General features: G+C 67.2%; 7 protein-coding genes. All 7 read right to left on the bottom strand.

What is annotated here, in order from left to right:
- Positions 1-75: 75 nt before the first annotated feature.
- The 7 genes from PA27867_RS18535 to PA27867_RS18505 all read right to left on the bottom strand — a co-directional run bounded on the left by PA27867_RS18535 (position 76) and on the right by PA27867_RS18505 (position 13,273).
- Positions 76-6,762: an Ig-like domain-containing protein gene (locus PA27867_RS18535; RefSeq protein ID WP_066598524.1), complete on the bottom strand. Its 6,687-nt coding sequence runs from the start codon at positions 6,760-6,762 to the stop codon at positions 76-78.
- A 164-nt stretch (positions 6,763-6,926) separates the two neighbouring features.
- Positions 6,927-7,853 (bottom strand): carbohydrate kinase family protein, encoded by a 927-nt coding sequence (locus tag PA27867_RS18530; RefSeq protein ID WP_236900765.1) that lies wholly within the window; start codon positions 7,851-7,853, stop codon positions 6,927-6,929.
- Positions 7,850-8,863, bottom strand: coding sequence for a glycosyl hydrolase family 32 (locus tag PA27867_RS18525; RefSeq protein WP_066598523.1), 1,014 nt, complete (start codon positions 8,861-8,863; stop codon positions 7,850-7,852). The genes PA27867_RS18530 and PA27867_RS18525 overlap by 4 nt, the downstream gene beginning before the upstream one ends.
- Positions 8,864-8,871: 8 nt before the next feature.
- Positions 8,872-9,663, bottom strand: a complete 792-nt coding sequence (locus tag PA27867_RS18520; protein ID WP_420480701.1) for a carbohydrate ABC transporter permease — start codon at positions 9,661-9,663, stop codon at positions 8,872-8,874.
- Positions 9,664-9,839: 176 nt separating this feature from the next.
- Positions 9,840-10,793, bottom strand: a complete 954-nt coding sequence (locus PA27867_RS18515; RefSeq protein ID WP_066598522.1) for a carbohydrate ABC transporter permease — start codon at positions 10,791-10,793, stop codon at positions 9,840-9,842.
- Positions 10,794-10,850: 57 nt separating this feature from the next.
- On the bottom strand, positions 10,851-12,086 hold the full coding sequence (locus PA27867_RS18510) for a sugar ABC transporter substrate-binding protein (RefSeq protein WP_236900764.1): 1,236 nt from the start codon (positions 12,084-12,086) through the stop codon (positions 10,851-10,853).
- 167 nt (positions 12,087-12,253) lie between these two features.
- The gene (locus tag PA27867_RS18505; protein ID WP_066598521.1) at positions 12,254-13,273 is read right to left on the bottom strand and encodes a LacI family DNA-binding transcriptional regulator; all 1,020 of its coding nucleotides are present in this window, start codon (positions 13,271-13,273) and stop codon (positions 12,254-12,256) included.
- Between the last annotated feature and the right edge of the window lie 240 nt (positions 13,274-13,513).

Genomic DNA, 13,513 nt, shown 5'->3' with positions numbered 1-13,513 from the left:
TCACCGCACCTCGTATGGGCCACCGCGCCCGCTATAGCGGGCGCGGTCACCTGTAAGAGGTGCGGTGAGCGCTGCTCAGTAGCCTGAGGTGTACTTCTTGGCACCCTCCGACAGGCAGGACCCGACCACGTCGGGCAGGTCGCTGTAGTTCTGGATGCTGTTGCTGGCGTAGTTGCCGATGTTCGTGGCGAAGGCGGTGGCCACCTTGTTGCGTTTGGCCAGGGTGTTGAGACCGACCTCCGCGCCCGCATCCACCGACGATTCCAGGTACCGGCTCAGCTGGCCGGTGATGTCCGACCCCGTGAACGCCGGCGGCGGCGGCAGCACCTTCACAGGCGTCTTCGACGAACCGCTGGACCACTTCTGCATACACGTCGACATCAGTTTGATCATCTCCACCTGTTTGTCGATGATCTCGGCGCCCTTATCCAGCGCGTCGAGAACCTTGCCCTGAACGCCCACTGAGTGCAACGCCGTTGTGACGCCCTTCAGTGCCAAGGAGATCCCCTGCACGATGGCAAGCTTGGACAGGAGCGCTTCGGTCAGGAGAGTCACCACAAGGCTCATCCCACGCTGCACAGCATTCGTCATGGTGTTGACAAAACGCACGCCCTGGCTCGGCCTGTCGATGTGCGCGGCCACACTGCGATCCTCCGATGCGACCACCCACGCTGTGAAGTCCGAGGTCTGGGCGGCGCCGGTCCACCCGTTGAATGTCTCCAACTCATCGATTTCCGTCTGCATCTGCACGACGCTGCCACGAAGGAACCGGTTGGACCCTCCGCCGGGGCAGTTGCTGGGCGTGACGAACCAGGCGTCACTGAGGTTCACGGTCTGGCAACGCACCTTCAGTCGCAACGGCAGACCTGCCGAAGCGATTAGATTGCCCTGAGCGTCGAGCGTGACCTGAGGCGCAGCGCCGTCGGAGTTCTTGATCAGGGTGTAGCTGTAGTTGCCCGAGCTGGAGAGTCCGATTCCGACTTGCCGGCCGGGCTGGGACCAGCCGGGCGGGCACCCGCCGTTGTCACCCACGTTCTGATAGATGTCGCCGGAGAACTCGTTCGTGGCGTCCTTGTCGTCGACCTCATAGACCTCCAGTTGTAAGGGGGCACAGTATTCAGCGCGAAAGTTCAATTGCTGCAGCACCGGGCTCAGGTGTACGCCCCAATCAGACTGGGAATACCAGCGGCCGTCTGCGGCCGGGGTGAACTCCTTGGCCACCTCGGGGTACCGGTCCGGCCAGGGGAGCGCGTCTATCGAGAAGATCCGGGAGAGGTTGGGTGCGTCGGGAAGAGGGTCGGCCTGGATCCACCCGGTTTGCTGCCTCGGGCTCATCTCGCCTTCCGGGCAGAGATCGGCCGGCTGCAGTTCCACGATCACAAAGGTGCCACCCTGCGGGTTCTTCACCGGCAATTTGCAGTCCGAGGCGTACCAATCAGCGGTGATGGTGAACCCCGGGTCAACATCGGCGAGGCTGATGACCGGACCTGTCCTGCCGCCTTGCACGCCCTGTCGGGTCACCGGTTCGCCTCTGTTGGTGCCCCAGTTCACGACGGAACTGCCACTCTTTCCGAAGCCGATGCTGGAGTATTCCGTCGATACGGCGATGCTCCCGGACTGAACGAGCCAGACCGACTCCGTGCGTTGCACCGAGATGCCCTGAACATAATCGCTGGATGTGGACTTGTTGCCTCCGCAACCCACCTCGGTCGACCCGTCGTCGCGCGTCAGGGCCAGGCTGACTCCCGAGACTGCTTCGCGGGCGGCAGAAACCCAATTGCCGTCACTCGTCCTGTAGTCATCAGTCGCATGGCTCTGGCCGATCTGGGCGTTCGTGACGCTTGTGATCTGCACACAGCGGATGGCCGCGAACTGGGCTCCGAGGAGGAGTGATTTGTCGACCGTCACAGAGAGGGTGGAGGTGGCGCGCTTGAGTTTCTCCGAGCCCACGATATGCAGCGGAAAGCTGGGGAACACGAGGTCACAGCGGGTGGAGGCAGGATTGGCACAATGCCCGCCCGCCTCGCCGATCGACTCCAGGAATGTATCGGCATCCGCGGTCGCCCGCAGCGTCACCCGGGTGCCCGGCACAAATCCGAGGTCACCGGAGGCGGTGGTGCAGGCGCCCGATGACGGCTGGTAGTCGAGAGAGGTGTACGGCCGTTGGGACGAGTCGACGACGAGGGTGCCGCCCTCGTTCTTTTCGATACTCACGGCCAGGCACTCATGCACCTTGAAGGTGGCCGTCACGCTCCGGTCCTGGTCCATGACCACATGGGCCCAGTGTTCGCTCCCGTCCGTCATGTCTGCACCGTCGAGGTCCACCAGCTCGAGACTCAATCCGCTCCCGGGCACAGCGGCGTTGGCGATAGGGGAGCTCGGGATGGGGTAGCCGGCGAAGAGCCGCACGTCGGTTCCCGCCGCGTAGCGGGGCTTGCCCGCGGCCTGGGCGGCCAGTTCCTCGCTGGTGGGTGTCTTCGGGTCTGCGCAGTTGGGCGGGGTCAGGGACGTCAGCTTGCCGGCCTGAAACGTGTCAGCGGCGGCGGGGCTGAGCGTGAGCGTGAAGCAGATCGGTTTGTACTCGAGGCTGAAGCTCATCCGGTAGTCGTTTCCCACGGGGAGCGTGTAACCGTTGGTGCCGGGGACTGTCCGGATGTAGTTGTCGCCGGCGGCCAACCCTGTCACCACATAGTTCTGCGGAGGAGTATCCGGGGTCACGGTGATGACGCTGCCCGCGGTCACGCCGGGCCGACCGTTGCGCTCGCAGGTTGTGGCCCCGGTCAGGTCGATGGTTCCTCCGCTCACCGTGGGGTGGAAACAGCCCTGGGGGACGACCGTGCCCACGTACCGGGAGACCGACGGTGCGTCATCCGTCGACGTGAAGGCGATGGAATAGCCGACGGCGGTGCTGTATGCCCCGGACTTCCGCTCGGGGATCTTCAGCACGCAGCTGCCATCGACAGGGCGATCTTCGCAGGAGGCATCGCCGATGCGGGCAGTGACCAGACCGGCGGGGTCCGCGCCGTAGGTGGTGGTGTTCCAGCTGACCGTGACGCTGGAGCCGTCCAGCCAGAGGTCGGGGGTCGGGGAGTAGCTGACGTCGAGATTGCTCCAGCGAGCCGCAGCTTGGATGTCGAAGCGGCCCTGGCTGGCCTCGTAGTTGGCATCGCCGAAATAGGTGGCCAGTAGCGTGTTCGTGCCGGCGCGAATGGCCGCGCCCGGCAGGATGCATGGGGTCACCGGGGTGGCGGTGCACGAGAGCCCGGACCCGGAGATGCGCACGGTGCCGGACGGGGCGACGAGGGCAGCTGTCGGGTTCGTCACCGGGAGGATGTTGGCGCCCACCTGGAGGTCTCGTCCGGCCGCCTCGAGCCCGGTCGTATTGATGTGCACACTGGTCGCGCGACGGGCAACATCGAGACCGTTCCGGGCGTCAGCGTCGGCGATGTTCACGTCGTCGCCGGCGAGGTGTGCGGTGACTGTGTAGGAGCCCGCGTACCCCATTGGCAGACGGAAGGATCCTGACAGCGGCCCGGTGTCTGAGGAACGGGAGATGGTCACGACGTGGGAAAGTTCTGGAAGGGCCTCGCCGTACAGGTTCTTCCCCGTCAGGTTCACCTGCACGGACGCATTCCGCAGGCTGCTGCTGAACCCGGCGGGCAGGTAGGCAGTCACCTCGGTCGTGAGGTACTCGCCCACGACGGTGCCGGTGCCGGGAACCACGATCAGCTCGGTGACGGGCGGCGGGACGGTGAGGTCCAGGGCTGGGCTCCGGATCGGCCAGTTCCACACTCCGTAGGTGGCACTGGCCCGCAGCGTCAGGATGCCGCCGTGCTCGGGGGCCTGCAGCTGCACGCTGCCCCGCAACCCCTCCGGGCTGGTGACCAGCACCACTGAGAGGCCATTGACCGTCACCGTCGTTCCACTGGCCAACCCCGTGGTGGTGCGCCCCGGCAAGGTATGCGCGGTCACGACCACGTCGATGGGCTTGCCGGGCAGAATCTGGTCGGCCGGGGTCGTGGTGGTGACCCGCAGATCGGGCACGAGTGCCGGCAACACATCGATGCGCAGGGGATCGCTGGTGGTGCTGGGCAGCGCGGTGCCGGCAACATAGGTCACCTCGACCGTCAGATCGTGGGCGCCGGGCGCAGGGAGCATCACTGACAGCGAGCCCTTCCCGTTGGCATCCAAGGTGACCACGCCGACGGGGCCGGATGAGTCCTGGCTCTGGTCGGTCACGGTTACGCTCTTGATGCTCGTCAGCGGAACGCCGTCCACCGCGACATCCACGCTGAAGGCTTCGCCGGAGAGCGGCTCGGTGATCGGTGCGGTGACGGTGATCTTCGGTTTGTAGGCCTCCGCCACCTGGTACAGGTCGATGTCCAGCGGGGCGAACCAGCTGTCTCCCGAATAGCGCGCGGTGTACCAGGCGGAACCGGGGACCGGTTTCACCGAGGTGGTCAGAACGCCGTCCACCAGTGTGCCCAGCCCGGCGACCCCTCCGTAGTAGTCGTACAGCACGACAGTGCCGGTGGGCTTGGGCAGGCCGGCTGCGCCCCCGTAGACGATCTCGAGCTGGGTGTCGGTGAGCGTCAGATCGCCGAACCACCGCGGCATCCACGAGGCGCTGGACAATTCGACGGTGCGGCTCACCGCTGAGCTGCTCGAGGATCCGAAGATGCGGGGCGTGGCCGTGTCGGTGTACGCCGCGGTGATGGTGAGCGGGGAGAGGGAGCTCGGCGTGAACGTGGCGGTGGCCATGCCGTTCGACCCAACGGGCGCTGGGGTCTGCGGGCTGCCGTTCACGGTGAAAATCACCTCGCCCGGCACGGATGCTCCGCCGGAATTCGTGGAGGCGACCGTGGCCTCGAGAGTGAGCGGTCGGCCCACCAGAGCCTTGGTCGGCGCTTCGCTGGGGCCGGTCACGGTGAGTGCGACGGTGGTGGGCGCTTCGGAAACACGGATCGAGTATTCATCGGTGCCCGCGGAGGTGCTGTTGGCGGTGGCGAGGACCTCGGCGCGGTACTTGTGAGCGCCCGGTGACAGCACCCGGGTGAGGTCCATGGAAACCGTGGCCGCGCCATCCGTCACCGTGAATTCGACCCGGGCGACCTCGGGGCTGGTGGAGTAGACGCCGTCGCGCACAACCAGGGTGCGGGGGCCGTCGACCTCTGTGGTCACGGCGGCGCTGAGAGTGTGGCTCTCGCCCCACACGATCTCGTTGCCGGAGGACGGGTTCGCGGTGATGCGCAGGGACGTGAACGCGGCCTGCATGTCGACATCGGCGGTGGTTTCGGAGCCCAGGAATCCGGCGCCGGGAACGAAGACGAAACGCAACTGGAGCGGCCCGGCGTTCAGGCTGCTCGTGGGCACGTAGAGGCCGTACTGGGTTGATGCGAGGGCTGTGCTGATGAGCAGGGTGGTGCCGTCGTAGACCTCAACGTCGCCGGTCAGGCCGGTGGCGGTGGGGTTGTCGGGGGTGGAGACGGTCAGGGTGAATGGCATGGCAGCGCCCACGCGACTGTCGCTCTGCAGGGTGGCCGTGATCTCGGTGCGTTGGGCGGCCGGGTCCGCGCTCGCCGACAGGGGAGAGACGAGGGTGGAGCACACGGCGACCGCCAGGGCCATGGAGAGGATGCGCAACGCGGGGAAAACCCTGGCGAATAGACCTCCGCCGGCGCCGCGCTCGCTGGCAGGCCCGGCGGGGTGTGCGGTGGGAGCTGACAGGACGCGGGTCGAAGTGAGCCGGTGCGCGATCCGGAACACCGGGGCCGGGTTCGGCGTCGGGGTCAGCGTTGTGCGGACGACGGGACGGGCCGATGCTGGGCCGCTTGCCGCGAGGGCAGCGCCGTCGGAGTTCGGCGGGACGGTCGTGGCAATGACCGCTCCCGCGAACGCCAACTGAGCGCTGGTGAAGACGACGAGGAGCAGGAAGCTGAGAAGGGCTTCCGGTGACACCTCACCGGCAGATTCACCGTTTTTCACGGCTGCGGCTGCGGCGGCCCCAACCAGGCCCAGAGCCACCGTCACCGAGCCGACCACGAGCGTGAGCAGCGCGAGAGACCGTTTGCGGGTGCGCACGATGAGTGTCGCGCTCTGGAGTAGGGCCCGCACCGATCTTGGACGGGACAGGCTGGCCGGCACGACAGCGATCATGAGGCTGACGGCGGCCACCAGCGGAAGGAAGGGGATTGCGCAGACGAGGGCGCGCCGAACGCCGCCTGAGGTGCGCGAGCGAGTCGTCACCGCGTTCGGGGTGTCGCCGTCGGGGGCCGTGCCGGCCGGAGTGCGCATACGTCGCCAGTGTCTGAACTGCAGCACGAGTGCGCTGACGAGCGCGATCAGGGTGAGGGGCAACCAGCCCACGACCGCGACGAGAGCGGCGACAGTCAGCACGAGCAGGGCCGCGACCAGGCGGGGCGCGACGAGGATCGCCCGCTTCAGCGCCGAGAGCACACGGAGCCGGTCACCGGTCTGAGCGGATGCGTGCAGGAACGCTATGGACAGCACTCCGAGCACGGCGGCCAGGATCGCGGCGCCGTAAACGATGACGTTGACCCCAGCGCCCTCGATGAGTGCGCCCGTGGCGGTGTCGGACAGGTTCTCGCCGCCGATGAGTGCCAGCACGAGCAGGGCCACCAGCGCGCTACCGAACGCGATGATCATGGCGAGTGCCGCGAGGCCCGCGGTGCGGCCCAGGATGACGGGAGAAAGGCTCCGCCGGATGCGATCGCGCAGGTTGGCAGGGGAGGGTGCGCTCATGTCGGGCCTATCGGTAGGGCAGAGCGCGGGGGAAAAATCGCTCGGAGATGACGATCAACGGCTCGGCGCACGCGCCGTTGCACGGGAGATTCCCAGCAGAAGTTCAGCGATCATGACCCTAACGTATGCGGAGGCATACAGATGTTAATTTTTGGTTGCCGCTTTTAGGCGGCGTCGAGCTCCCTCCGGGTGGGCGGGTCGGCGCCGGGGCGGGAGACCGTGATGGCCGCCGCATCCGCGCTTTTCCGCATGATCTGCTCGAGCAGCCCGAGGGGCAGCTCGCGCAGGGCGTCGCGGCGGTCGGCACCCACCAGGTCGGCTTCGAGCAGCCCGTCGATGAGCGCTCCCATGAAGGTGTCGCCGGCGCCGACGGTATCGACCACGGTCACGAGCGGGGCCACGATCGACACCCGGCCAGCGTGAGTGAGCGCGAACGCACCGTTGCCGCCGAGGGTGACCACGACAACGGATGGCCCGGCCGCCAGCCACGCGGCCGCCGCGTCGGTCAGGCTCAGGTCGGGCTGCAGCCAGCGCAGGTCCTCATCGCTGACCTTCACCACATCGGCCAACCCCACGAGATGATCCACTTGGGCGCGTGCCGCGTCGGCGTCGTCGATCAGCGCCGGGCGCACGTTCGGGTCGAAGCTGATCGTGGCCGTCGAGCGCCGGTCCGACACCAGGCGGGCCACTTCGGTGGCGCCCGGCTCGATTACCGTCGCGACCGACCCGATGTGCACCAGATCCGCCGCGCCGGCCAGCGACGCATCCACCGACCAGGCCAGGTCGAACTCGTAGCTCGCGGCGCCGGTCGCATCCAGCACCGCGGTGGCCGTGGACGTCGACCCGGCCGCGCTCGCCGTGACCCGCACGTGCGATTCCTCCAGCCAGCTGCGCACCAGGCGGCCGCGGTCGTCGTCGCCCAGATGCGTGAGCAGCTGCGGATGCCGACCCAACCGCCCCAGCGTCAGGGCCACGTTGGCCGGGCTGCCGCCGGGTGCCTCGTGCCGGGAGCCGTCGGCTCGCTGCACGAGGTCCACCAGCGCCTCGCCCACCACGAGCACCTGGCGCCCGGACGCATCGCCCCCGGTCACAGCGCTGCTGCGGCGAGAGCGTCGTCGGCGACGGCGGTAGCAGCGATAGCGGCACCGGCGACAGGCCGGTGCACCAGCCCGAGCACCGGATCCGCCGTGACCGGGATCGGGTCGCTCAGCGTGCCGACGAACTCGCCGTCGACGATGTTGATGAAGCCGAGCAGCACCCAGCCGCCGTCGGCGTCCCGCAGCAGCCGGGAGGCGTAGAGGTCGGTGCGGTCGAACAGCACCGAGCCGGTGAAGTCCACCTGCTCGAGCCGGGCATCCACGGCCACGCTGTAGACGCCGCCCGCCTCGCCCGCGGCCTGGCGTTCAGGGGAGAGCTCGGAGACGCCGCAGCAGAACAGCAACACCGGCACGCCGTCGACGATCTCGAACTGGAACACCTCGAGCTGGCCGAAGCCCTGGCCGGGCTGGCTGAGCGGCGGCTGCACCGTCCACTCACGGAGGTCGGGGCTGGTGGCGTGACCGAGCACGCCGCGCACCCGCGGGTCGCCGGAAGAAGAACGGGCCGTGATCAGCATCTGCCAGGTGCTCTCGCCGGGGAAGCGGAACACCCACGGGTCGCGCCAGGCCTCGTCGTGCCAGACCGACAGGTCGAGCTTCTCGTAGTAGGCGGGGTCGGCTTCCACGAGCGGTTCGGTCGACACCTTGGTCCAGGTGAGCAGGTCGGCCGAGGTGGCCGCGCCCACCCGCTGCACCATGGTGTCTTCGGCGCGGGAGGTGCCGGTGTAGAACATCCACCAGAGGCCGTCGTCGTCCTGCACCACCGAGCCGGTCCAGGTGGTGCCGTCGTCGAAGGCGGGCGCATCCGAAATAATGAGCGCGTCTTGCACGACCGTCCAGTTGGTGAGGTCGGTGCTCACGGCGTGGCCGACGATCGGATGCCGGTGCCGGCGGTCCGGGTCACCCAGGGCCTTGCTGGCGTGTAGGTAGAAGGCGTGTGTGACGCCGTCGACCTGGACGTACCAGGAGTCCCAGATCCACTTATCGGGCAGTTGGAGCGACATAACCGGGCCTAACCTTTCACACCGCTGGACGCGATGCTGTTGACGAATGAGCGTTGGAACGCGATGAACAGGGCCACCACGGGCAGGGTGATCAGCGTGGAGTACGCCATCACCTCACCCCAGGAGACGTTGAGCTGGAAGAAGTACTGCACGCCCACCATCACCGGGCGCAGCTCCTCGGTTTGCACCACCATGAGTGGCCAGAGGTAGGAGTTCCAGGCGGGCAGGAAGGTGAGGATGGCGACGGTGGCGATGGCCGGGCCGGAGAGCGGCATGACCACCTGGCGGTAGATGCGGAACCAGCCGGCGCCGTCCATGCGGGCGGCTTCGTCGAGCTCCTTGGGGATCGACTCGAAGTACTGGTGGAAGAGGTAGATCGAGAAGGCGTTGGCGATGAACGGGATGATCTGCACCTGGTAGGTGTCGATCCAGCCCTTGGTGAAGAGGAAGCCGAACTCGGTCAGTTCGAACGAGGGCAGCTGATTCACCCACCACACCAGCGGCAGCGCGAGGGTCTCGAACGGCACGATGAGTGTGGCGATGATGAGGGTGAGGATGACGGTCTTGCCGCGCACGCGCATCCGGCTGAGGGCGAACGCCGCGAGGCTGTTCACCAGGATGCCGGCGACCACGGTGATCGCCGAGATGCCGATGGAGTTGACCAGGAACCGGGCGGCGGGCACCCGGTCGAACACGGCCGCGTAGTTGTCCATCGAGATGTTGCCGATGGGCAGGAACGCCGCGATCGAGGAGAGGTCGCCGAAGATCTGCTGGTCGGGCTTCAGCGAAGACACGAACATGAACAGGATCGGGAAGAGGAACAGCACGGTGAGGGCAATGCGGAGGATCCAACCGCCGACGCCGATCACACGCTTCTTCTTGGCCGTCTTGCGGCCCACCACTGAATGCGGGGCGGATGCCGGGTCGGCTGTGCCGGTGGCCACTTGCGCGACGGCCACGTTGGAGATCGCCATGATCAGGCCTTCTCTCTGCTGAGGAAGCGCTGCACGACCGAGATCAGCAGCACGATGACGAAGAACACGAGGGAGATCGCCGAGGCGTAGCCGGTCTCCTGCTGGGCGAAGCCGCTGCGCACGGCCTCGTAGACCACGGTGGTGGTGGAGTTGAGCGGGCCGCCCTGGGTCATCACGCTGATCTGGGTGAACAGGCTGAGTGCCTGGATGGTGATGGTCACCAGGATCAGGCTGCGTGTGGCCGTGAGGCCGGGCCAGGTGATGTACCGGAAGCGCTGCCAGCCGGTGACGCCGTCGAGGTCGGCGGCTTCGTAGAGGTCGGCGGGGATGGTCTGCAGTCCGGAGAGCCAGATGATCATGTGGAAGCCCACGCCCTGCCAGACCGACATGAGGATGATCGCCGGCATCGAGGTGGAGGTGTCGTTAAGCCAGTCGGGCCCGGTGACCAGGCCCAGGGTGACCCGTTCGATGATCACGTTGATCAGGCCGTCCTGGCGGTACATGAACAGCCAGAGCAGCGAGACGACGACCATGGAGGTGACCACCGGCAGGAAGTAGACGGTGCGGAAGAACGTGGTGCCGCGCACCTTCTTGTTCACCAGGATCGCCATGACGAGGGCGAGGCCGGCCTGCAGCGGGACGACCACCACGGCGAAGTAGCCCACGTTGAGCAGCGCGCGGAAAAACGCGGCATCCGCGAACAGCCGCACGAAGTTGTCGAGACCCACGAACACCGCCGGGTAGGGCGAGATGAGCCGGGCGTTGGTGAAGGCGAGCCCGAATGCAAGGATCGCCGGGACGAAGATGAACAGGGCCAGCAGCAGTACCGCGGGGGCCAGCATGGCCAGCCCGGCGACGTTCTCGGTCTTGCTGGTGCGGTCCCGTTTAGGCCGGCGAGGCCGGGCCGGGCCGCCGGCGGCGCGAGCCGCCGGGGGTCGTTCGATCGTGCTGGTCATGAGAGTCTCCCTGTGCGAGGGCGGGGGTGCGGCTCGGAGCCGCACCCCCGCGGTCGACTACTTCTGCGTGTAGCCGCCGTTGGACTTGATGTTGGCGTCGATGGCCTTGACCGCCGAGTCGAGGGTGCCCTGCGGGTCACCGCCGTTGATGATGTCCTGCGTGGCCTTGGTGAACTCCGTTGCGATGAACGGGTAGGCCGGGGTCTCGGGGCGCAGCACCGCGCTCTGGGCGGAGAACTCGCGGAAGATGGCGAGGTTGCCGCCCTCCTCGAAGCCGGGCACCAGGGCGGCGGCGGCATCCGTGGCGGGGATGGTGGCGGTGGCCACCGCGACCGCGGCGATGTTCTCGGGGGAGAGCGAGTAGGAGAGGTAGTCCATGGCTGCTTCGGGGTCGGCGCAGCCGGTGGTCACGCCCCACTGCCAGGAGCCGCCGCCGATCTTGGTGCCTTCGCCGAGGTCGACGGAGGGCATCACGGCCAGGTCGTCGCCGATGGCGGCGGCGTTGTTGGCTGCGGCCCAGCTGCCGCCGTACTGGATGGCGGTGACGTTGTTCTGGAAGTCGAGGGCGGAGTCGGCGCCGCTCTTGGTGGCGATGTAGCCGTCGGTGGCGAGGGACTGCATCCACTCGGCCCACTTGAGGGCTTCGGGTCCGTTGAGCGCGCCGTCGGCCGACTGGTAGTCGTCGCGGTTGATCAGGTCGCCGCCGAAGGACTGCAGCAGAGGGGAGAACGCGTAGGGGTACCACTCGCCCACGTCGCCGGTGCCGATGTCGAGCGGGTTCTTCCAGGTGCCGGTGGCCTTGAGCTTCGCGAGCGCGTCGTCGAACTCTTCCTGGGTCCAGGGCTGGTCGATGGTGGCCTGGCGGATGCCGTTCTCGGCGAGCACCGACTTGCGGGCGAACATCGCCAGCGCCACGTCGTAGTAGCCCACCGAGTAGGTCTCGCCGTTCCAGATGCCCAGCGTGCTGGGCAGGTTCTCGTCCAGGTCAACGCTGAGGTCGAGCGGGGTGAGGTACTTGGCCCAGGCCCAGTTGGGCACGTTGGGGCCGTCGATGTCGACGATGCAGGGCAGCTTGCCGGATGCGGCGGCCGCGATCACCGAGTCGTTGTAGGAGGCCTGCGGGAACGCCTGCAGCTTCACCGTGGTCTTGTCCTGGCTCTTGTTGTAGCCGTCCACGATGGCCTGCACGGCGGCGAGTTCTTCGGTGTTGCCGCCGTTGTGGGTCCAAATGGTCAGTTCGCCGTTCTTGCCGTCGGAGCCGCTGGCGGCGGTGCCGTTTGCGCAGCCGGCCATGCTGGCAACGAGACTCGTGGCAAGTAAACTCGCAACGATCAGGCGCTTCTTTGCGTGTCTCATCTTCATTCCTTCTTTATCGGTTGGGTGGGGTGTCTCGGCGAGGGGTGCCGATCGTCGTGACCGTTCCAGCGGTCGCGAAGTGTGGAGGTGGGCTCGTCGCCGCGTTAGCGCGGAGGCGGGCCGACTGACTGCCGGTGAACGAGCGGGCAGGGCATCCGTATCTGCTGCGGTGCCGAGTCGGCGTCGCCGGCGAGTTCGGCGGCGAGCCGTTCCACGGCCCAGCGGCCCATCTCGTAGTGCGGCAGGGCGATGGACGTGAGCCCCGGCAGCAGCGCGTCGGCCAGGAGTTCGAAGTTGTCGACGCTGACGATGCTTAAGTTTTCGGGGATGCTCAGGCCCGCCAGCTGCGCGGCCTGGTAGGCGCCCATCGCCATCCGGTCGTTGAAGCAGAACAGCGCGGTGGGCCGGTCGACCAGGGCCAGCAGCTGGCCGGCGGCATCCCGGCCCGGGCCGGTGGTGGACTCGGTGGTGGTGACCAGGGTCTCGTCGAAGGCGATGCCGTTCTCGGCGAGCACGGCCTTGTAGCCGGCGAGGCGGCCGTGGGTGGCGGGGATGTCGTCGATGTTGTTCAGGTAGCCGATGCGGCGGTGTCCGGCGGCGACGAGGTGCTGCACGGCGGTGCGGGCGGCGCCTTCTTCGTCGGGCACCACCGAGGAGAGGTCGGCCCGGTCGCTGTATGCGTCGAGCAGCACGATGGGTACGCCGGTGAGGGCCTCGGGCAGCTTGACCGCCTGGTGGTACATGCGGGCGTAGATGATGCCGTCGACGCTGTGCTGCAGCAGGGCGTCGATGCCGCGGCTTTCGAGGCGGTCGTCGCGGCTGGTGTTGACGATCATCAGCACCTGGTCGTTGGCGGCGGCGGCTTCCTGGGCGCCGAGCAGAACGCGGCCGGCGTAGGGGGTGGTGGAGATCTCGTCGCTGATGAAGCCGATGATCTGCGAGCGCTTGCTGCGGAGTCCGCTGGCGAGTCGGTTGGGCGTGTAGTTGAGGCCCTCGGCCACTGAGCGGACGCGTTCCCGGGTGGCGTCGCTGAGCTGTCCGCCGCCGCTGAGCGAGTGCGACACGGTCGTCACGGAGACGCCGGCCGCGGCCGCGACCTCTCGAATACCCACACGCTTGCTCATCGTTGAACCCATTCCCAAAAACGTTTTTGTTGATGTGGGTGAGAGCTTACATAAACGTTTTTGTGAAAGTCAAGTGTCCATTCACCCGTGTCTAGGGAAGACTATGTTCAGAGCGCAGAATCACTTGCCGTGTGTTGCCCGGCTCAAGGCATTGCACCGGGCGCTGCGGGGTGAGGAGCTAGCTCCGGATCGGCACCGTGACGGCGCCACGGAGTTCTTGATGTGCGCTTCTGAGGTGGA

It is taken from the genome of Cryobacterium arcticum, from assembly GCF_001679725.1.
GTDB lineage: Bacteria > Actinomycetota > Actinomycetes > Actinomycetales > Microbacteriaceae > Cryobacterium > Cryobacterium arcticum_A.
Note: the sequence above shows the minus strand (reverse complement) of the source record. Positions and strands in the feature narration are given on the sequence as shown.